The 21,366-nt window shown below is 71.8% G+C and carries 13 protein-coding genes; 4 read left to right on the top strand and 9 right to left on the bottom strand.

The features are described from left to right. Positions 1 to 237: 237 nt before the first annotated feature. Positions 238 to 1,254, top strand: coding sequence for a LacI family DNA-binding transcriptional regulator (locus STRVI_RS08690; RefSeq protein ID WP_014055259.1), 1,017 nt, complete (start codon positions 238 to 240; stop codon positions 1,252 to 1,254). Between the two features lie 60 nt (positions 1,255 to 1,314). On the opposite strand, the gene STRVI_RS08685 is transcribed toward STRVI_RS08690, so the two are convergent. Genes STRVI_RS08685 through STRVI_RS08665 form a run of 5 tightly spaced genes read right to left on the bottom strand, consistent with a single transcriptional unit; the run spans position 1,315 to position 7,760 of the window. Further along, positions 1,315 to 2,016, bottom strand: a complete 702-nt coding sequence (locus STRVI_RS08685) for a glycoside hydrolase family 12 protein (protein WP_014055258.1) — start codon at positions 2,014 to 2,016, stop codon at positions 1,315 to 1,317. Then, complete coding sequence (locus STRVI_RS08680) at positions 1,986 to 4,046, bottom strand: beta-galactosidase (protein ID WP_014055257.1); 2,061 nt, start codon at positions 4,044 to 4,046, stop codon at positions 1,986 to 1,988. Before STRVI_RS08680 ends, STRVI_RS08685 begins: the two co-directional genes overlap by 31 nt. A gap of 44 nt (positions 4,047 to 4,090) precedes the next feature. After that, positions 4,091 to 5,053 carry a carbohydrate ABC transporter permease gene (locus tag STRVI_RS08675; RefSeq protein WP_014055256.1) on the bottom strand — a complete coding sequence of 321 codons (963 nt, stop codon included), beginning with the start codon at positions 5,051 to 5,053 and terminating at the stop codon, positions 4,091 to 4,093. Further along, entirely contained in the window at positions 5,050 to 6,078 is a 1,029-nt protein-coding gene (locus STRVI_RS08670) for an ABC transporter permease (RefSeq protein WP_014055255.1), read from the bottom strand. Before STRVI_RS08670 ends, STRVI_RS08675 begins: the two co-directional genes overlap by 4 nt. Continuing rightward, positions 6,078 to 7,760, bottom strand: a complete 1,683-nt coding sequence (locus STRVI_RS08665) for an extracellular solute-binding protein (RefSeq protein ID WP_014055254.1) — start codon at positions 7,758 to 7,760, stop codon at positions 6,078 to 6,080. Before STRVI_RS08665 ends, STRVI_RS08670 begins: the two co-directional genes overlap by 1 nt. Before the next feature lie 292 nt (positions 7,761 to 8,052). Here STRVI_RS08665 and STRVI_RS08660 point away from each other — a divergent pair, with 292 nt between their 5' ends. Then, the gene (locus STRVI_RS08660) at positions 8,053 to 11,001 is read left to right on the top strand and encodes a glycoside hydrolase family 3 C-terminal domain-containing protein (protein ID WP_014055253.1); all 2,949 of its coding nucleotides are present in this window, start codon (positions 8,053 to 8,055) and stop codon (positions 10,999 to 11,001) included. 78 nt (positions 11,002 to 11,079) lie between these two features. Here the strand turns inward: STRVI_RS08660 and STRVI_RS08655 are convergent, their stop codons facing one another. The 3 genes from STRVI_RS08655 to STRVI_RS08645 all read right to left on the bottom strand — a co-directional run bounded on the left by STRVI_RS08655 (position 11,080) and on the right by STRVI_RS08645 (position 16,849). Beyond that, the gene (locus STRVI_RS08655; RefSeq protein WP_014055252.1) at positions 11,080 to 12,540 is read right to left on the bottom strand and encodes an aldehyde dehydrogenase family protein; all 1,461 of its coding nucleotides are present in this window, start codon (positions 12,538 to 12,540) and stop codon (positions 11,080 to 11,082) included. Positions 12,541 to 12,778: 238 nt separating this feature from the next. Beyond that, positions 12,779 to 14,542 (bottom strand): PucR family transcriptional regulator, encoded by a 1,764-nt coding sequence (locus STRVI_RS08650; protein ID WP_014055251.1) that lies wholly within the window; start codon positions 14,540 to 14,542, stop codon positions 12,779 to 12,781. A 207-nt stretch (positions 14,543 to 14,749) separates the two neighbouring features. Then, the gene (locus STRVI_RS08645) at positions 14,750 to 16,849 is read right to left on the bottom strand and encodes an ATP-binding protein (protein ID WP_014055250.1); all 2,100 of its coding nucleotides are present in this window, start codon (positions 16,847 to 16,849) and stop codon (positions 14,750 to 14,752) included. A gap of 643 nt (positions 16,850 to 17,492) precedes the next feature. Here STRVI_RS08645 and gabT point away from each other — a divergent pair. Then, positions 17,493 to 18,842, top strand: a complete 1,350-nt coding sequence (gene gabT, locus STRVI_RS08640; RefSeq protein ID WP_043235606.1) for a 4-aminobutyrate--2-oxoglutarate transaminase — start codon at positions 17,493 to 17,495, stop codon at positions 18,840 to 18,842. Positions 18,843 to 19,100: 258 nt separating this feature from the next. Next, entirely contained in the window at positions 19,101 to 19,847 is a 747-nt protein-coding gene (locus STRVI_RS08635; protein ID WP_014055248.1) for a phosphatase PAP2 family protein, read from the top strand. Positions 19,848 to 19,915: 68 nt separating this feature from the next. On the opposite strand, the gene STRVI_RS08630 is transcribed toward STRVI_RS08635, so the two are convergent. Further along, positions 19,916 to 21,364 (bottom strand): NAD(P)/FAD-dependent oxidoreductase, encoded by a 1,449-nt coding sequence (locus STRVI_RS08630; RefSeq protein ID WP_014055247.1) that lies wholly within the window; start codon positions 21,362 to 21,364, stop codon positions 19,916 to 19,918. Positions 21,365 to 21,366: the final 2 nt, after the last annotated feature.

Here is a 21,366-nt window from a genome sequence, read left to right as displayed (position 1 = left end):
AAGCGGGAGGACGCCGCAATCGGGGGATGGAGCGGGATTGCCGCGGCCGTGGGCTCAGGGGGCGCGCGAGGGGCGCCTAAGCGGCGTCGAAGCGCTTCGACGACTATGGACAGCTCTGCGCCACAGGTCTACTGTCAATCAGCATAACCAGCGGGAAGATGCTCGGCCATGCGTCGAAGCGCTTCGCCACATCGTGTCGCAAACCTCTCGCAATCCCATCGGATGGAGTCGCCACGCATGGTCACCCTCGCCGAGGTCGCCCGCCACGCCGGAGTCTCCGCCAGCACGGTGAGCTATGTCCTCAGCGGCAAGCGGTCGATCTCCGCCCCCACGCGCGAGCGCGTCGAGCACAGCATCAAGGAGCTGGGCTACCACCCGAACGCCGGGGCCCGCGCCCTGGCCAGCAGCCGCTCCAACATCCTCGCGCTCATGGTGCCACTGCGGACGGACATGTACGTGCCGGTCATGATGGAGATCGCCATCGCGGTCGCCACCACCGCCCGCTCCCACGGCTATGACGTGCTGCTACTCACCGGCGAGGAGGGCCCGGCGGCGGTGCGCCGGGTGACCGGCAGCGGGCTCGCCGACGCCATGATCGTGATGGATGTGGAACTGGAGGACGAGCGGCTGCCGCTGCTGCACGCGGCCCGCCAGCCCACCGTACTGATCGGACTGCCCGCCGACACCGTCGGCCTGACCTGCGTCGATCTGGACTTCACCGCCACCGGCGCGCTGTGCGCCGAGCATCTGGCGGAGCTCGGCCACCGGGAGATCGCCGTCGTGGGCGAGGCCGCGGCCGTCTATGAGCGCCACACCGGCTTCGCCGAGCGGACCCTGGGGGGGCTGCGCCGCCGCGCCGGTGAGCTGGGGGTGCGGCTGCTGCACCGCCCGTGCGAGGGCAGCTACGAGTCCATGGACGGCACGCTGTCCCGGATCTTCGACGAGCGGCCCGGCACCACCGGTTTCGTGGTGCAGAACGAGGCGGCCATCGATCCGCTGCTCAGCCTGTTGCGGCGGCAGGGGCGCGCGGTTCCCGAGGACGTCTCGGTGGTCGCCGTCTGTCCCGAGCAGGTGGCCACCCAGGCGTCGGTGCGGCTGACCTCGGTGGCCATCCCGGCGCAGGAGATGGGGCGGCGCGCGGTGGAGCTGGCGGTGGCGAAGCTGGAGGGGCAGCCCCTCGAGGAGCAGGTGACCCTGCTGGCCCCGGAGCTGACCGTACGGGCCAGCTCGGGCCGGGCGCCCGGCGCCTCCTGACGCCGCGTTCCCGGAGGCGTACCGCCGCCGCGCGGCATGGCGGCGGCGGTACGGGGGACGTCAGCTCGCGCTCACTCCGAAGCCGTTGGTCCGGAAGTCCAGACCGCCGGCCGAGGAGGTGATCTCATACCCGAACTGGACGTCGCCGATGGTCACATCGCCGAACCAGCCCTTGGTGTTCTTGATCCAGTTCACGATGGGCTTGATGTCCACGGAGCCGGAGGTGGAGTTCGAGGTGCGGATGAACGAGAAGACCTCGTTGGCCCCGTTGCTGCCCTTGTAGACGCTCCAGGTGTGGCCACCGAGGGAGACATCGCCCTGGGCGGTGCCGAGCGGGCCGACCGGGCCGGTCTTGTTGACCCAGAGCATGATCTCGTAGTCGTAGTTGCTGTCCCAGATGTCGTACGAGGTGTTGTACGCGCCCGAGGACGGCACGGTGACGTTGTAGGTGCTGGTCAGGCTGGAGATGGCGCTGATCTTCTTGCCGACGACCTTCTTGGCGTTGGGGTAGGACTTGATGCCGCCGGTGTTCGGGTGGTCGGCCCACACTCCCCAGTCGCTGAAGGAGTTGGCCCAGATGGTCTGGGCTCCGGCGCCGGAGCCCCAGATGTTGTTGTAGAGGGTGTAGCCGCCGTTGGACCAGGTGCCCCACTGGTCCGAGGAGGACCAGGTGGCGGCCTGGGCGGGCGCGGCGGCGAAGCCGATCAGCGCGAGTAACGCGATCAGCGGGGTCAGGAAGAGCGTTCGGGCGGTTCGTCGCACGGGGCTTGTCCCTTCGGGTGGGGGATCGGACGGGGGGATTCGGGCGGAGCCAGGACCATGACCGCGAAGCGGTCGAGCCGGACGCCGGTGTGGTGCGCGCGTCCGGTGAGCAGATCCGTCCGTGGGGACGACAGGGGGACGACCGCCGGGGTACGGCCGTGGTTGAGGAGGAAGAGACACGGGCCGCGCTCCACCGCCTCGACGCCCTCGGGGAGACCGGGCAGCGCCGGTGCCAGCCCCGCCTCCTCGGCGGCGCGGGCGAGCAGCGCGCGCAGCGCGGCGGGTTCGGGGAGGGTGGAGACGTACCAGGCGGTCCCGGCGCCGTAGGCGTGGCGGGTCACGGCGGGGCGGCCGTCGAGCTCACCGCCCTTGATCCGGGCGACCGGTTCGGCGGTGGACGGCTCCAGCTCCTCCGACCAGCCGGTGCCGTGGAACGGGCCGAGCCAGGCGCCCTCGGCGTCGAGCGTCTCGCCCTCGTCCAGCGGCCACCATTCGTGGACCGTACGGATGCCGAGGAGTTCGCGCAGCCGCCGGTCCACGCCGCCGGGGCGCACCCGGTCGTCCTCGTCGGCGACGCCCGTGAAGAAGCCGCAGACGAGGGTACCGCCGCCGCGCACATACGCCGCGAGGTTCTCCAGCGCCTCGTCGGTCAGCAGATATAGCTGAGGGACGGCGACGAGGGCGTAGTCGGTGAGGTCGGCGTGCGGATGGGCGAAGTCGGTGGTGAGGTTCCGCTCCCACAGGGCCCGGTGCCAGGCGCGCAGCAGCCCTTCGTAAGGGACCCGGGAGGAGGGGCGGCCGTCCTGGACGGTGGCCCACCAGGAGTGCCAGTCGTGCAGGATCGCGGCCCGCGCGGGGACGTCCGAGCCGGTGACCGGGGCCAGTTCGCGCAGCTCGGCGCCGAGTTCGCGCACCCGCGCGAAGGTGCGGCTGTGCTCACCGGCGTGCGGGACCATCCCGGAGTGGAACTTCTCGCTGCCCTGCCGGGACTGCCGCCACTGGAAGAAGCAGATCCCGTCGGCGCCGCGCGCGACGGCTTGCAGCGACCACAGCCGCATCAGCCCTTCCGGCTTGGGGTGGTTGACGCCGCGCCAGTTGACCGGCCCGGCGGCCTGCTCCATGAGGACCCAGGGGCCGCCCGCCTGGGAGCGGGTCAGATCCTGGACCATCGCCCCGTAGGCCGCCGCGTGCGGGTCCTTGGGGTCGGGGTAGAGGTCGACGGAGACCACGTCCTCCTCCGCCGCCCAGGCCCAGCCGTCCTGGCCGATGAACAGCGGCATGAAGTTGGTGGTCACGGGGATGTGCGGGGTGCGTGCGGCCAGCGCGTCGCGTTCGGCGGTGAAGCACTCCAGCAGGGCGTCACTGGTGAAGCGGCGGAAGTCCAGCCCCTGACCGGGGTTGATCATGTACTGGGCGCGGCGCGGCGGGATGATCTCCTCCCAGGAGTCATAGCGCTGGCTCCAGAAGGCCGTCCCCCACGCCTCGTTGAGGGCGTCCAGGCCGCCGTATCGCGCGCGCAGCCAGCGGCGGAAGTGCCGGGCGGTCTCATCGCACCAGCAGTGGGTGCCGTACTCGTTGCCGACATGCCACATCCGCAGGGCCGGATGTCCGCCGTAGCGGTCGGCCAGGTCCTCGGTGATGCGCAGGGCGTAGTCGCGGTAGACGGGGGACGAGGCGCAGAACTGGTTCCGTGAGCCGTACCAGACGACCGAGCCGGTCTCGTCGCGCGGCAGGGTCTCGGGGTGGCGGGAGCCCATCCAGGGCGGCGGGGAGGCGGTCGGGGTGGCCAGGCACACCTCGATCCCGCCGTCGTGGAGCAGGTCCATGACCCGGTCCAGCCAGCCGAAGTCCCGTGCGCCGGGGCGGGGTTCGAGCCGGGCCCAGGAGAAGACGCCGAGGGTGACGGTGGTGACGCCGGCCCGGCGCATCAGCCGGATGTCGTCGTGCCAGACGCTCTCGGGCCACTGTTCGGGGTTGTAGTCGCCGCCGTAGAGGATGCGGCCGCGGGTGGCGTCGGTCAGATCGGGCATACCGGCTCCCGTCTCGGGTCGGCTGGGAACGGGGGCAGCCGGCGTCAGCCCTTGACGGCGCCGGTGAGCATGCCCTTGGTGAAGTGCTTCTGGACGAAGGGGTAGAGCACCGCGACGGGGATCAGCGCGAGCACCATGACGGCCATCTGCACGGCCAGGCCGGGGATCTGCTGGGTGGAGATCATCTGGGACATGCCCTGCGGCGCCTGCTGCTTGATCACCAACTGGCGCAGGATCATCTGCAGCGGCCATTTGTCCTGGTCGTTGAGGTAGAGCATGGCGTTGAACCACTGACTCCAGTAGCCCACCGCGTAGAACAGCGAGACCACCGCGATCACGGCCTTCGACAGCGGCAGCACGATGCGCAGCAGGATCCGCCACTCCCCCGCGCCGTCGATCCGGGCACTGTCGATCAGCTCCGGCGCGATGTTCTGGAAGAACGCCCGCAGCACCAGGACGTTGAAGACCGAGACGGCTCCGGGAAGGATCATCGACCAGTAGCTGCCCTCCAGGCCGACGCCGGTGACCAGCAGATAGGTGGGGATGAGGCCGGCGTTGAAGAACATGGTGATGAGCAGCACCATCAGGATCGGCCGGTGCAGGAAGGACCCCGAGCGGGACAGTCCGTAGGCGCACAGGACCGAGACCACGGTGCTGATCACGGTGCCCACGGCGGTGAGCGCGAGGCTGACGAGGGTCGCTCGGGTGACCGTGCCGCCGCTGAGCAGCTCGGTGTAGGCCCGGAAGGTGATCGTCTTGGGGACGATCACCAGTCCCCCGGCGTCGGTGATGGTCCGCTGGTCGGAGAGGCTGGTGACGATCACCACCCACAGCGGGCCGAGGATCACCAGACACACCCCGGTCAGGGTGACCCCCTTGAGCCCCTGGCCGACCTTGCCGGGCTCCTCCTCCCACACCGGGCGCTTCTCGCTGCCGCGGCGCCGCGGGGGCGGGGCGGTGGGTGTGGACGGGGGGTGCGGGGCCGGGGTCCGCTCGGTCACGGTCATTTCCGGTAAACCCCCTGCTCGCCGAGCATATGGGCGACTTTGTTCGCGATCAGCACCAGCACCAGGCTGAAGACGCCCTTGATCAGCCCGCCGGCGGCGGCGATCCCGTAGTCGGTGTTGGCGATGCCGACCCACCACACATAGGTGTCGAAGACCTCCGAGGCACCGGGCCCCACCGCGTCGCGCTGGAGCAGGATCTGCTCGAAGCCGACGGTCAGCGAATCGCCGACGCGCAGCACCAGCAGCAGGGCCACCACGGGGCGCAGCGCGGGCAGGGTGACGTGCCACATCCGGCGCCGGCGGTTCGCGCCGTCGACCGCCGCGGCCTCGTAGAGGTCCTGGTTGACGGCGGAGAGGGCGGCCAGGAAGACGATCACGCCCCAGCCCGCGTCCTTCCACACCAACTGGGCGGTGATCAGGAACTTGAACACCGCCGGGTCGGTCATCAGGTCGAAGCCCTCATGCCCATGGGCGCGCAACTGCTGGGCGAGCAGCCCGGCGCCGCCGAGCATCTGCTGGAAGATCGTGATGACCAGCACCCAGGAGAAGAAGTGCGGCAGATACAGGATCGACTGCACCAGGCCGCGGACTCTGTCGCTGAGCACGCTGTTGAGCAGCAGCGCCAGCGCGATGGGCACCGGGAAGAACAGCACCAGTTGGATGAAGGTGATGGAGAGGGTGTTGGCGAAGGCGTCCCAGAAGCGGCTGTCCTCGAAGAGGAGGGTGAAGTTGTCGAGGCCCACCCAGGGGCTGGTCCACAGCCCCTGGGTGAACGGGTCGTAGTCCTTGAAGGCGACGGTGGTCCAGATCAGCGGGACGTAGGTGAACAGCAGCAGCAGACCGACGGCGGGCGCGGTCATCAGCAGCAGGGCGCGGTCCCGGCGCAGCCGGTGCCACCATCCGCCACGGCCCGTCGGGACCCCGCGACCCGACGGGGCGCCACGGGCCTTCGCGCGGCCGGGGCCCTTGGCCGGGCTGCCTCTCCTCTGTCGGCTCGTGGCCCGGCCGCGGATGTCCAGCGTCATCAGGCGCCGCTGCCGTTCTTGTCGAGGAGCTTCGCGTACCAGTCGCGCAGCCGGTCGCCGCCACCGCCGCGCCAGTCGCTGATGGCCTGCTGGGCGTCCTTGATGGACTTACGGCCGCGGGTGACGTCCTTGGCGAGGTCCTCGAAGGGCGTGTAGAGCGAGGCGTACCGGTTGGGCTCCTGGATCTGCATCCCGTAGAAGAGCGGCTTCCTGGCGAACTTGCCCATCCGCTGCATCCAGCCGCAGTAGTCCTCAACCATCTGCGGAAAGTCCGGATAGGCGACGCTCGCCTGTGGGGAGGCGATGAAGCGGTAGGTGTCCTGGACGTCCCGGACGCCCGTGGCGTTCTTGACCGGCACCCCCTTCTTCATATCGTGGTGCACGCCTTCGACGCCGTAGTCGATGAGGCGCTGTTCCTTGGTGCCGAAGGGCGCGGCGATGAAGTTCGCGAGGGCGAGGATTTCCTCGATCTCGTCCTTGGAGAGGTTCTTGTTCAGGAAGGACCAGATCTGGGCGGGCGGGTCGAGATAGATGACCGGTTCGCCGCCGCCGGGGCCGAACCAGTCCATTCCCTGGATCTTGAATTCGGGGTTCGGCCCGGCCTGTTCGAAGGTGGCGCCGTACCACTTGGCGTCGCCGTCGTTGTAGAGGAGCGTCTGGCCGGAGGTGAAGCGGGTCAGCGCGTCATTGCCCTTGCCCGCGACCGCGTCGGGGTGCACATAGCCCTTGGCGAAGAGCTTGCGGCACCATTCCAGGGCCTCGAGATAGTTCTCCGTCTCGACCTTGTGGACCAGCTTGCCGTCCTTCTCGACCCAGTAGTAGGGCTTCTCCCCCGGGCAGCCGAAGAACCGCTGCGCCGACCACCACATGTCGTCGCAGGCCCATACCTTGCTCTTGGGCCGGGTGATCTCCTTGGCCAGAGCGAGGAATTCCGCCGGGCTCTTCGGGACCTGGTAGCCCTCCTTGGCGAAGATGTCCTCGCGGTAGTACGGAATGACGCCGGCCAGCGGGCGGGAGGGCATCGGCAGCCCGCGGAGCTTGCCGCCGAAGACGGACATCTGCCAGGCGGCGGTGGGAATGGCGGCGAGGTTCGGATATTTCTTGGCCTTGTCGCCGGAGAGATACGGGCCCAGATCGGCGAATTTGGCGCTGACCGCACCATGGATCCGCCCGCCCATCTCCCACAGCGGGATCATCACGATATCGGCGATATCGCCGGAGGCGAGGACGGCGCCGAGCTTCTCGCCATAGGTGTTGCCGTCCTGCGGCTGCAGGCTGATCTTGGCGCCGAGCGCGTCGTCGACCGCCTTGTAGTAGGCGTTGTTCTTGGGCGGCGGGGTGCCCCACAGCGGTTCGAACATCGTGTAGCTGCCGCCGTGGCCGGGCTTGCCCTTCACGGAGGCGACCAGAGCGGCGGCGGGCGGGGCCTTGGTGTAGCCGGGGCTGGAGCCGTTGACGCTGGGGATGTCCGGGTCCGCCACCGTCGAGGCCACATAGGTCGGCAGCAGGTTCTTCAGCTCCTTGCCGGAGGTGGTGCCGCCCTTGCCGGAGCCCTCCTCGGTGGAGCACCCGGACAGCAGCGGTATCCCTCCCGTTACGGCCGCCGCGGCAACCGCCGTGGAGGCCAGGAAGGTTCTTCGGCTGGGAGCGGAAGTGGAGGCCGAAGCCTGGGAGTTCGACATGTGCGTCAACCCTTCGTGGCGTGCCCGCCGTACGACCGATGGTCGAAGCGCTTCGATATTGCGCTGAGGTTAAGTCGGGGGGTGAGGTCGCGCAAGAGCGGTGTCGAAATGAGCCGTTGGGCATCTGGCGATCGAGGATCTGGGCAACCGTGGTGGCGCTTGCGGGCCGTTGACCCGTTGAGCCTTGACAGGGCCGGTGTGGCACCTCCAGCATCGAAGCGCTTCGAATTGATGATGCATCACGTTGTGCGGCACGTCTCCGACGAACTGGGGAAGGGGATCGGTATCCGTGATGAGTGATGACGGTGGCCTGATCACACGTCCGCCGTTTCGCGATACGCGGCTGCCGGTGCGTACGCGCGTGGCGGATCTGCTGGCCCGGCTCACGCTCGATGAGCGGATCGCGATGCTGCACCAGTTCGCGCCCGGAGTGGAGCGGCTCGGCCTCGCGCCCTTCCGGACCGGGCAGGAGGCGCTGCACGGTGTCGCCTGGATGGGTCCGGCGACCGTCTTTCCCCAGGCCGTCGGGCTCGGCGCGACCTGGAACCCGGAGCTGGTACGGCGCGTCGGCGAGGCGGTCGGCCGCGAGGCGCGGGCCATGCGCGCACGCGATCCGCGGGTGGGCCTCAATGTGTGGTCGCCGACGGTGAATCTGCTGCGCGATCCGCGCTGGGGCCGCAACGAGGAGGGATACGCCGAGGATCCCTGTCTCACCTCGGCCCTGGCCACGGCCTACACCCGCGGGCTGCGCGGCGACCACCCGGAACGCTGGCGCACCGCGCCCGTCCTCAAGCACTGGCTGGCGCACAACAACGAGACCGACCGGGACACCACCTCCTCCTCGGTGCGGCCACGGGTGCTGCACGAATACGATCTGGCGGCCTTCCGCGGGGCGGTGCGGGCGGGCGCGGTGGCCGGGGTGATGCCCGCGTACAACCTGGTCAACGGGCGGCCCAACCACGTCTCCCCGTATCTGCGCGAGCAGTTGCGCACCTGGACCGACCAGGAATTGGTGGTCTGCTCCGACGCGGGCGCGCCGTCCAATCTGGTCGACTCCGAGCACTACTTCGACACCCATGAGGAGGCCGTCGCCGCCGCTCTGCTGGCGGGGGTGGACAGCTTCACCGACCACGACCAGGACGCGTCGAAGACGATCGCGCGGGTCCGGGGCGCCCTGGAGCGCGGGCTGATCGACGCGTCCACGGTGGACACGGCGGTGGGGCGGCTGCTGGCGATGCGGTGTGCGCTGGGCGAGCTCGACGAGCTCGACGAGTTCGAGGGAGCGGCGGGCGGAATCGACGGGGCCTTCGACACACCCGCTCATCGCGCGCTCGCCCTGGAGGCCGCCGAACAGGCCGTCGTCCTGCTTGCCAACGACGGTCTGCTGCCGCTCTCCGAGAGCGGCGTCCGCACCCTCGCGGTCGTCGGTCCGCTCGCGGACGAGTGCAAGCTGGACTGGTACAGCGGCAGCCTGATCCGGCGCAGTACGCCGCGCGAGGCGCTGGCCGAGCGGCTCGGCGCGGACCGGGTGGTATTCGCGGACGGCCTGGACACCGTACGGCTGCGCACCGCGGCCGGTTGGGTGCGGGTGCCGGACGCGGCGGCGGAGGGCGAGGGTCCGGCGGAGGAGGGGCCGACGGACGAAGGGCCCACGGACGAGGTCCCGGCAGACGAAGGCTCGCTCGACCCTGCCCAGACGGCGGGCCGTACCGATCTGCCCCCGCTGACCGTCGGCGACACCCCCACCGATCTGTCCCTGGCCGACTGGGGCGGCGGTGTACTCACCCTGCGCGCGCCCTCCGGCCGCTATCTGACGGTGGCCGACGACGGCTTCGTGCGCGCGGCGGCCGAGCGGCCCGGGGGCTGGGTGGTCCAGGAGACGTTCACGCTCGAAGCGCACCGCGACGGACACCTCCTCCGGCACCTGGGGACGGGCGGCTACGTCTGTGTCGCCGCGGGCGGGCTGAAGGTTGCCGAGCGTGACGGCAGTAAGGAGGAGACCGTCTTCCGGCTGGAGGTCGTCGAGCGCGGCGAGGACGCGGTGGCCCGCGCCGCCGCGCGGGCGGACGCCGTGGTGGTCGTGGCGGGCAACGACCCGCAGATCGGCGGCCGGGAGACCGAGGACCGCACCACCCTCGCCCTGCCCGCCCAGCAGGAGCGGCTGTGGCGCGCGGCCCACGCCGCCAATCCGCGGACCGCGCTGGTGCTGACGTCCAGCTACCCCTACGCCGTCGGGGATGCGGCCGACGCACTGCCCGCGCTGCTGTGGACGGCACACGGCGGCCAGGCGGCGGGCACGGCGCTGGCCCGGGTGCTGTTCGGGGACGTCTCACCGGCGGGGCGGCTGCCGCAGACCTGGTACGCCTCCCACGACGAGCTGCCGGACCTGCTCGACTACGACATCATCGCCTCGCGCGCCACCTATCTGTACTTCGACGGCGCCCCGCTCTTCCCCTTCGGACACGGCCTGTCGTACACCGACTTCAGCTACGGCGAGCTGTCGGTGCGGCGGGAGGCGGGCCTCACCGTGGAGTGCGAGGTCACCAACTCCGGTCCGTACGACGGCGACGAGGTCGTGCAGATCTACGCGAGCGCGCCGGGGTCGCGGGTCCCGCTGCCGCACCGCCGGCTGATCGCCCACCGTCGGGTGCGGCTGCGCCGGGGCGAGCGGGTGCGGCTGTTCTTCACCGTGCCGATCGAGGACGCGCTGGGCTTCTGGGACGTGGCGCACGGCCGCTGGACCGTCGACCCGGGTACGTACGAGATCCACGCGGGCGCGTCCAGCGCGGACCTGCGCGCCACCGCCACCGTCACCGTCGAGGGGCCGCCGCCCGCGCCGCGCCCGGTGCTGCGGCGCGGTCTGGAGGCCGCGGACTACGACGTGGCGGACGGGATCGTGCTGGTGGACCGCACCAAGGTCCGCGGGGACGCGGTGGCCTGCCGTGATGACGCGGTCGGCCGACTGCTCTTCCGCGCCTGCGACTTCGGCGCGGGCGCCACGTCGATGAACGTCGAGGCGGCGCGGGATGCGGCCGGGGCCGGGGCGGGGGATGACGCGACGGTCGAGGTGCATCTCGCCGACGGCACCACCTTGGCCACCGTCTCCGTCCCGCCCACCGGCGGCCGCTACGCGTACACCGCGGTCCACGCCGCCCTGCCCACGCCGCCGACCGGCGTCCAGGACCTGCACATCACGCTGCGCGGCGGTCTGAGACTGGCCCGTCTCGGCTTCTCCGACTGAGGGTTGGGTCCGGAGCGGCCGGGGCGAGCCTTCCCCCTACGCCGTGCCCCGCCGTGGGGCGGGGCCCGGCGGGGTGGATCAGAGGTCGAGGCCGGTGAGGACCATGACCCGCTCGTAGGTGTAGTCCTCCATCGCGTACCGCACGCCCTCGCGGCCGACGCCGGACTTCTTGGCGCCGCCGTACGGCATCTGATCGGCGCGGTACGAGGGCACATCGCCGATGATCACGCCGCCGACCTCCAGCGCGCGGTGGGCGCGGAAGGCGGTGCGCACCTCGCGGGTGAAGACGCCCGCCTGGAGGCCGTACTTGGAGTCGTTGACGGCCGCGAACGCCTCGTCCTCGTCCGTCACCTTGTGCAGGGTGAGCACCGGTCCGAAGATCTCCTCGCAGGAGAGGGTGGCATCCGCGGGGACGTCCGCGAGCACGGTCGGGGCGTAGTTCGAGCCCTCACGCTTGCCGCCGGTCAGCAGCTTCGCACCGGCCCGGACGGCCTCGTCGACCCAGGACTCGACGCGCTTGGCGGCGTCCTCGCTGATCAGCGGGCCGACATCGGTGGCGTCGTCGGTCGGGTCGCCGGTGACCTGCCCCTCGACGGCCGCGACGATCTTCGGCACGAGCTCCTCGTAGACGGACGCGTCCGCGATCACCCGCTGCACGGAGATGCAGGACTGTCCGCCCTGGTAGTTGGAGAAGGTGCCGATGCGGGTGGCCGCCCAGTCGAGGTCGGCGTCGGAGGCGTAGTCCGACAGGACGACCGCGGCGCCGTTGCCACCGAGCTCCAGGGTGCAGTGCTTGAGCGGCACCGACTCCTTGATCGCGTAGCCGACCTTCTCCGAACCGGTGAAGGAGATGACCGGCAGCCGCTCGTCCTGGACCAGCGCGGGCATCCGGTCGTTGGGCACCGTAAGGACGCTCCAGGAGCCCGCCGGGAGCTCGGTCTCGGCCAGCAGCTCGCCGAGGATCAGCGCGGACAGCGGGGTGGCGGGCGCCGGCTTGAGGATGATCGGCGTGCCGACCGCGATCGCCGGGGCGACCTTGTGGGCGCTGAGGTTCAGCGGGAAGTTGAACGGCGCGATGCCGAGCACGGTGCCGCGCGGGAAGCGGCGGGTCAGCGCGAGCCGCCCGGTGCCACCGGCGTCGGTGTCCAGCCGCTGGGCCTCCCCGCTGTTGAACCGGCGGGCCTCCTCGGCCGCGAACCGGAAGACGGACACGGCGCGGCCCACCTCGCCGCGCGCCCACTTGATCGGCTTGCCGTTCTCGTCCGAGATCAGCCGGGCGATCTCCTCACTGCGCTCGGCGAAACGGCGCGACACATGGTCCAGCGCGGCGGCCCGGACATGCGCGGGGGTCGCGGCGAACTCCTCGCGCACCGCGTCGGCCGCGGCGACGGCCTCCTCGATCTGCGCATCGGTGGGAACGCTCACCACGCCGACGCGGCGGCCGTCCCAGGGCGAGGTGACCTCGAGCGTGCTCTCGCCCGTCGCCTTGCGGCCGGCGAGCCAGAACGCGTGGGTGACAGCTTCGTTTGTGTCTGGCACAGCGGATCCCGACCCTTCTGAAGTGGTGTCTCTCCTCCCACCGTAGGCGCGCCCGGCCCGCTCGGCGTTTGTCCGGGGCGTAGCAGTCGGGGCCGTCGGCGCTCCGCTATGGCGTGCCCGACTCGGGGGACATCGGGAGGAGGATGACCGGAATGAAATGAGCTGACCGAAGCGGACGCGGTCGGCTCGTAGCGGTCGGCTCGTAGCGCAGATGCGCGCTTCAGGCCGAGGTACCGCCTCAGGCCGAGGTACCGGCGGCCGTGGCCTTGAGGGCGAGCCAGAGCTCCATGCGGACGTCCGGGTCGTCCAGGGAGCGGCCCAGGATCTCCTCGACGCGGCGCATCCGGTAGCGCAGGGTGTGCCGGTGGACGCCGAGGTCGGCGGCGGCCGCGTCCCACTGGCCGTGCCGGGAGAGCCAGGCGCGCAGCGAGGCGACCAGATCGCCCCGGCCGGTGGCGTCGTGCTCGTGCAGGGCACGCAGCATGCCGTCCGCGAACGCCCTTACGGCGTCGTCGGCGAGCAGGGGCAGCACGGAACCCGCCGCGACCTGCTCATGCTCGACCAGCATCCGGCCACGGCGGCGCGCCACCGACAGCGCCTGCTCGGCCTGGCGGTAGGCGGCAGCGGCGGCGATGGGGCCCGCGGGGGCGGACAGCCCGATGACGAGCTCGTCGCCATGGGGCGCGGTGGCGGCCGTACGGTCGCGGGGGCGGGCCTTGGTGCCGCGACGGCTCTCGACGGCCCGGGCGTGCTCGGCGCATGCCGCGACCGCCGCGCCGCCGTCGGGGGCCAGCACGATGAGCCGTTCGCCGTCGGGCACCACCAGCACCGACTCGCCGATGCGGGCCGCTGCCGCCTCCATGGTGTCGGTGAGCGTGGCGAGGGGGTCGGCCGCCTCGGCTTCACCCGCGGCCGCGCCCGTGGCCGTCGTGGTGGCTTCGGCGAAGGGCTCCGGAGGGGCCTCGTCCGCTCCGGGCGTGGCCGCGCGGGGCCGCTGGGCCGCGCCGCCGGACGGCACCTCGGCGACCAGCATCCGGAACGGCGCGTCGAGCAGCCCGCCGTACAGCCGCCCGGCGACCGCCCGCGCATGGTCGGGCTCGCCCGCGAGCAGCATCCGCAGCACGGCGGCGCCGAGCCGCTGCTCGGCCTCCCGCAGGGCGCGGGAACGCTCGGTGGTCAGGGTCAGCAGCGCCACCGCGGAGTGCACGGCATAGCGCTCGGCGGTGCCCAGCGGCGCGCCCGTGCCGACCGCGAGTACGCCACGGGTGGTACGGCGCCCGGTGCCCAGGGACTGGAGCTCCACCCGGTCGGCGGCGGCCGTGTCCTCGGCCGGTTCCGCACCCGTGGCCCCGGCCTCGCCGCCCCCGCCGACCACGATGCTCGCGGGGCCGGGGCGGGAGCGCAGCCGCTCGACGTCGGCGGTGAGCCGGGCGGCACGGCGGGCGGCCCAGTCGGGGGCGGCGGCGACCACGGAGCCGGAGACGTCGTAGAGCGCGGCCCAGCCGTCGACATGGGCGGCGAGCCGGGCGAGCAGCGCGGTGGGCCCCTCGGCGCCGATGGCGGCGCGGGTCAGCTCGCGCTGCGCCTCGAACCCGGCGGTCACGGCCCGGTACTGGTCGGCGGCTATCGCCGCGGAGACGGCCTTGCTGATCGCGATGAAGGGGGTGGGGCGGGGCACGCCGATCAGCGGCAGCCCCTCCTCCTTGGCCGCCGCGGCGAGCGCGGCCGGCACCTCGGCGTACTTGACGCCGAGCGCGAAGCCGAGCCCGACCACCCCCGCTCCCACCAGCCGCCGCACATAGCGGCTCATCTCATCCGGGTCCTCGGCCTCGATCTGCATCGCGGTGACCAGGAGCAGCTCGCCGCCCTCCAGATAGGGCACGGGGTCGGCGAGCTCGCTGACATGTGCCCAGCGCACGGGCGTCTCCAGCCGGTCCTCGCCCGCGAGCACGGACAGCTTGAGACCGGGGTGGCGGACGAGTGAGGCGAGCGTGGGAGGCATGGCACCTTCGATGCGAACGCGACGACTTCACCGCCCCGTATGAACGGCTACTGCCGATTCTGCCTCAATGGAGGAATACGGGGAATTGACGGCCTGATTTGGCCACCGGTCTGGCCGTGACGCTGCGGTTGCCCCGTCACGTTGAGCGGGGCAACCGCGGCAGAACAGCTGACTGCGGCAATGAGGAACACCTGGGGCACCGGTCGGTCACCCGCGGAGATCCACCAGCACCGGCGGCCCGCCCTCGCCCCTTACGGAGGTCACGGACAGCACCGCATGCCCGGCGGGAACCGCGTGGGCCAGCTCGGACGCGGACCAGCGCTCGCGCTCCACCGTCCGTACGGTCACCGACTGCGTGGTCACCGCCTTGCCGGTGACGACCTTACGGATGAAGTGCAGCACCTTGGTGAGCGGTTCCTCGGCGATGATCTGCCGGTCGGTGATGTCCCGCGTCTCGACCCACTCCGTCCCCCACACCTCCGCGAACCGCGCCCCGTCCCAGGTCGTCACCCCGGCGCAGGCCATCCGGCAGCCGACCGCGCCGAGCAGGGCGCTGCGCAGCGCCTCGGGGACGTCGTCGAGGGTGCGGAGGGTGAGCACGGCGCCCGCGTGGGCGGAACGGAGCCGCTGGATACCGCGCAGGGCCTCGGGGGTGATGGTGTGCGAGGCGTCGTCGAGAACCAGACAGGCGAACAGCGAACGGTCGGCGCGGCCCACGGCGCACTCGGTGAACTGCGCCAGGACCAGCCGCGCCAGCATCCGCGACGCCTCCGCATGGCCGCGCTCGGGCAGATCGATACGGACCCGGAGGGGGTGTTCGAGGGCGCGGAGGGAGAACGGGCGGCGGTCGCCGGTGGTGTCGAAGAAATCGGCGAACGCGGGCCGGTCCAGCAGCGCGATCCGGTCCGCGAGCAGCGTGCCCACGTCCCCGGGCGCACCCGACTGCCGGACCCGCGCCTCCAGCTCACGGGCCTGCGCCCGCTCCCCGGCCTCGTCCAGCGCCGCGCGCAGCGCGTTGACGGCCGACTTGGAACCGTCCAGCAGCTCCCGCAGATCCGGGACGGACGGGAAGCGGCCGTGGGCGGCACGGTAGGGGCCGAGCAACTGGGCCAGCGCGGTGGCGGCGCGCCGGCTGTCCCCGCCGGGCAGCGAGGCGGCCATGTCGCCGATCAGGGCCTCGGCGAGGATGCCCGCGGCCTCGTCGGGGTCGGTGGTGCCGCCGTAGAGGTCGAAGTCGTAGCCGGAGTCGGGCCGGCCGATCTTCACGACGACGTCGAACGCCTCATCCGCCCCGAGCCCGGCCCCCGCCGCCCCGACCGCCACGACGGCGACCTGCCCGGCGAGCGCCTGCAGACACAGCGACTCCACGACGGGCCGCACCATCCGCCCCGTCTTCCCCGAACCGGGCGGCCCGACGGCAAGCAGCGAGGTGGCGAGCACATCGGGCTCGAGGGCCAGCCCGACGCCGCGGTGCTGGTAAGGGTTGCGGGGGTCGTCGGCGGCGGTGCCGAGGCGGACCTGATGGGCGAGGAGATCGTGCCGCGCCGTCCTGGCGGGCAGATCCCGGGCCCCGGACGGGTGACCGTACGAGGCGGCACCGTGGCGCAGCACGGTGTCGGTGAACGAGCCGAGGGAGTTCCTCCCGGCCCGCACGGACTGCCAGGCGCGCTCGATCCGGGCATGGTCGACGTCATTCATGGCCCCCGCCCGTGCGTCCGCCGCCAACCGATCAGCCGCACTGTGCGCCCCGGCGGCCCGCAAGTGCGGCCACTCCAGCGGATCCCCCTCGGGCCGCCCCGCGGCGGCCGCCTCCGGGGCGGGCTCATCCCAGGCCCGCCGGAAGAGGGGCGCGACATAACGGCGCCAGACTTCGGACCAGTGGCCGACGCGGCCGAAGATCACGGCAAGGCAGGCGAGAGCAATGCCGATATAGATCCGCTGGGCCCACCAGCCCGCCTGTGTGTTGCCCCCGCGCTCGTACCACGAGTCCGGAGTCAGCAGATACATGGGCCACAGCCAATAGCCGCCCAGGTACCCGTTCCAGAGCAGCGACCAGACCAGCCAGCCGCAGAGCAGGGAGATCAGTGCCCCGCTGAGCAGCCGCCGCCCTGGGATGCGATCCGGCTCCTCCGGCGCCTTCGGCTTGTGCTCGTACGTCCACACCCCCGGCGCCGCCTCGGACCGCGGAGCGCGCAGCCAGGCGACGAAGGACGGGCGGGCCGCGGGCCCGGGGACCGAGGCCGCGCCGGGGGCCTGAGCGGGGACCGGGGCCGCGCCGGGGGCCGCCGGGGGCGCGGTCCGCGGCATCGGCGGCGGCCCGGCCGGGGGGCTCGCGGCTGTCCCGGGAGCGGCGACGGGCGGCCAGGCTGCTGGTGACGGGCCGGTCTCCGGAGGAGGCGTGTCCCTGCCGTTTGGGTGCCACGGTCCACCTGAGCCCTGTGATGGAGCGTCCGCCGCGAGCCGCGGCGTGGAGGGCTGTTCCGCTGACGCGCGCGGGTGCTCCGGCTCGCGCGGCGGCTGCGGCCGGACTTCTGAGGTTGCCGAGGGCGGGGATTGCGGGGGCGGGGGTGGGAGCGGGTTGTGGCGTGTGCTGCGTGGGTCGAACGTGCCCTCGGTGTCCATGTGCTGCCCCTTGCCCCCTGACCGGCTGTTCCTCGGCTTTCGCGCCATCGCTCAATCTAGTGTTCCCGCGCGGGGAGTTCAGCGACCCGGGCGGTGCCGTCTCACTCGCGGGGTCCCTAAAGCGGTCACTGGATCCGTAAAGCGGTCACCGGATCCGTAAACGGTCACCGGGTCCGTAAAGTCGCCGCCGGATCCGTAAGGCGGCCGCCGGGCTATGGCCGTCGCGGACAAGGCAACACGCGCAGTGCTCCCGAACGGAACATGCCTCATCCGCCGCCGCGCCCCTAGCCTGCGACTAAAACCGCTGTTCTTTCCCCTGGAGCCCCTCATGACCGAACTGTCCGGAGGCCCGTCCCTCCCCCAGGAGCGTCGCGTCGTCACCGCCATTCCCGGCCCGAAGTCGCAGGAGCTGCTCGCCCGTAAGAACGCTGCGGTCGCCGGCGGGGTGGGGAGTGTGCTGCCGGTCTTCACCGTGCGTGCGGGCGGCGGTGTGATCGAGGACGTGGACGGCAACTCGCTGATCGACTTCGGTTCCGGTATCGCCGTGACCTCCGTCGGCTCCTCCGCGGAGGCCGTCGTGCGCCGGGCGTCCGCGCAGCTGGCGGACTTCACGCACACCTGTTTCATGGTCACGCCGTACGAGGGCTATGTGGAGGTCTGCGAGGAGCTGGCCCGGCTCACGCCCGGCGACCACGCCAAGAAGTCGGCGCTGTTCAACTCGGGCGCCGAGGCGGTGGAGAACGCGGTGAAGATCGCCCGTTCGTACACCAAGCGCCAGGCGGTCGTCGTTTTCGACCACGGCTACCACGGCCGGACCAACCTCACCATGGCGCTCACCGCCAAGAACATGCCGTACAAGCAGGGCTTCGGCCCCTTCGCGCCCGAGATCCACCGTGTTCCGCTCGCCTACCCCTACCGCTGGCCGACCGGCCCGGAGAACTGCGCCGAGGAGGCCGCGGCCCAGGCCATCGACATGATCAGCAAGCAGATCGGGGCGGAGAACGTGGCCGCGATCATCATCGAGCCGGTCCTCGGCGAGGGCGGCTTCATCGAGCCCGCCAAGGGCTTCCTGCCCAGGATCGCGGAGTTCGCCAAGGCCAACGGCATCGTCTTCGTCGCGGACGAGATCCAGTCCGGCTTCTGCCGCACCGGCCAGTGGTTTGCCTGTGAGGACGAGGGCATCGTCCCGGACCTGATCACCACCGCCAAGGGCATCGCGGGCGGTCTGCCGCTCGCCGCCGTCACCGGCCGCGCGGAGATCATGGACGCGGCGCACTCCGGCGGCCTCGGCGGCACCTACGGCGGAAACCCGGTGGCGTGCGCGGCGGCGCTCGGCGCGATCGAGACGATGCGCGAGCTGGATCTCAACGCCAAGGCCAAGCGCATCGAGGAGGTCATGAAGGGCCGCCTCGCCGCGATGCAGGAGAAGTACGACATCATCGGCGACCTCCGCGGCCGCGGCGCCATGATCGCCATCGAACTGGTGAAGTCCGGCACCAAGGACCCCGCCCCCGAGGCCACGGCCGCCGTCGCCAAGGCGTGCCACTCGGCCGGGCTGCTGGTGCTGACCTGCGGAACCTACGGCAATGTGCTGCGTTTCCTGCCGCCGCTGGTGATCGGCGAGGACCTTCTGAACGAGGGTCTCGACGTCCTCGAGAGCGCCTTCGCCGAGCTGTGACTGTGGGTAATCGATGGGTGGAGTGAAGAAGATGTGCGGGGCCGATGACAGGTGGGTGATCGGCCTGTCGGGCGGGGCTTCGCTGCCGTACGGTCATTCCAGATGAGAGAAACACCCCGCTCGCAGGGGACTGCGGGCGATGCCGAGCCGGTGCTTCCCCAGCCCCGACCCGGCTGTGCCCTCGCGCACACCACTGGAGCCTCCGGCTCCGGATCTCCTCACCGATCGGACGGCCGCCCGCCCCAAACCCCCCGGGGCGTGCGGCACACCGGTCGCCACGGCAGCCCCGGAACTACCCCCCCTGTTCCGGGGCTGCCGACTGTTCACTCCCCTTCCGCGCCCCGGGCGCCGTTCTTCGCGCCCCGCACGCTCCTCACACCCCTCGCACTGATCGCACTGCTCGCGCTGTGCACCTGGCAGATCGCCGCCCATGGCCCCCTGCGGACCTACGACGAACGGCTCGGCCGCGCGATCGCCGGCTCGGCGTTCCCCTCCCCCGTCGCCGAGTTCCTCGCCGACCTCGGCAATACGGCGGTGGCGGTTCCCGTTCTCGCCGTCGCCCTAGGCTGGACGGCGTGGTGCGCCCGGCGCGCGGGAGAGCCGCGCTGGTGGCTGCCGCCGCTGGCCGCCGCGGTGGCGATGGCGGCGGTTCCGGCGCTGGTGGTTCCGTTCAAGGCGCTGATCGACCGCCCCGGCCCGCCGGGTCCGCTGGCGGGCGAGACCGGATTCTTCCCCTCCGGCCATGCCGCGACGGCCGCCGTCGCCTATGGCGCGGCGGCGCTGCTCCTCCACCCTCTCCTGCGCCCGCGGCTCCGGCGGCCCCTTCTGGTGGCCGTCGCCGTACTGAACCTCGCCGTGGCCGTCGGGCTGGTCCGGCGCGGCTACCACTGGCCGCTGGACACGGTCGCGAGCTGGTGTCTGTCCGGTCTGCTGCTGTGGGCGATGCTCCGGCTCAGCCGGAGCAGCCAGGGTGACGGTTTGAGCCGGTCGAGCCCCGGCCGCTAGCTGAAAGCGCGCCGCGGTTGCCCCAGGCCACGCGGAACGGGCCCAGGGCAACGGCAGCCCGGCTCAGCTCAGCTGTCGAACCCCAGCCCCACCTTGTCCATGGCCTTCAGCCACAGATTGCGGCGCCCGCCGTTCTCGTCGGCCCGGGTCATGGACCACTGGGTGATGCCGATGCCCGCCCAGCGCACCGGCTCCGGCGGGAAGGGCAGGGGCTTGCTGCGGACCATCTCCAGGCGGGTGCGTTCGGTGCGCTCACCGGCGAGCAGATCGAGCATCACCTCGGCGCCGAAGCGGGTCGCCCCGACCCCCAGGCCCGTATAGCCGAGCGCGTACGCCACCCTCCCCCCGTGCGCGCTGCCGAAGAACGCGGAGAAGCGCGAGCAGGTGTCGATGGCGCCGCCCCAGGCATGGCTGAAGCGCACGCCCTCCAGTTGCGGGAAGCACTGGAAGAAGTGCTGGGCGAGGGTGCGGTAGGTGGCGGGGTGGTGATCGTATTCGGCGCGCACCCGTCCGCCGTAGCGGTAGACGATGTCGTAGCCGCCCCACAGGATGCGCCGGTCGGCGGTGAGCCGGAAGTAGTGGAAGTGGTTGGCGGTGTCGCTGAGTCCCTGCCTGCGCTGCCAGCCGATCGCCTCGAGCTGCTCCTCGGTGAGCGGTTCGGTCATCAGCGCATGGTCGTAGACCGGGGCGATGAACGGGCGGACGCGGCGCACCAGGGCGGGGAAGGCGTTGGTAGCGAGCGCCACCTGGCGGGCGCGGACCCGCCCGTAGGGGGTGCGGACGGCCATCGCCGCCCCGCTGCTCGCCAGCCGTTCGGCCGGGGTGTGCTCGTAGATCCGTACGCCCAGCTCGGCGCAGGCCCGTGCCAGGCCCCAGGCGAGCCGGGCGGGGTGGACCATGGCCACGCCCCGGCGGTCCCACAGCCCGGCCAGAAAGGTGGGCGAGTCGACCTCGGCGCGCACCGCGTCGCGGTCGAGGAACTCCGGCGGCTCGAGGCCGAGGGCACCGGCCTGTTCGACGGTTTCGCGCAACTCCTCGACCTGGTGGGGCGCGGTGGCCACATCGATCTCGCCGGTGCGTTCGAAGTCGCAGTCGATGCCGTAGCGCTCGACGGCGGATTCGATGGCGTCGAGGTTGCGGTGGCCGAGCCGCTCGAGTTCGGCCAGCTCATCGGGCCAGCGGGCCGCGCCGTTGCCGAGGCCGTGGGTGAGGGAGGCGGCGCAGAAGCCGCCGTTGCGTCCGGACGCGGCCCAGCCGATCTCCTGGCCCTCGACCAAGACCACCTCGCGGTCGGGGTCGCGCTCCTTGGCGATCAGGGCGGTCCACAGTCCGCTGTAGCCGCCGCCGACGACGAGCAGATCGCAGCGCTCCTCCCCGACCAGGGCGGGGCGGGGGCGGGGCCTGCCGGGGTCGTCCAGCCAGTACGGCCGGTACGCGGCGTCGGCCAGGGCTTTGAGGGCGGACGGGCCGGGCGCGCTGTCGCCCCCGGGTGAGCGGGTCATGGCGTCCGTGGCCATGG

The organism is Streptomyces violaceusniger Tu 4113 (assembly GCF_000147815.2).
In the GTDB taxonomy this organism is placed as follows: domain Bacteria; phylum Actinomycetota; class Actinomycetes; order Streptomycetales; family Streptomycetaceae; genus Streptomyces; species Streptomyces violaceusniger_A.
The sequence above is the reverse complement of the archived record's forward strand: the minus strand, read 5'-3'. Positions and strand labels throughout refer to the sequence as shown.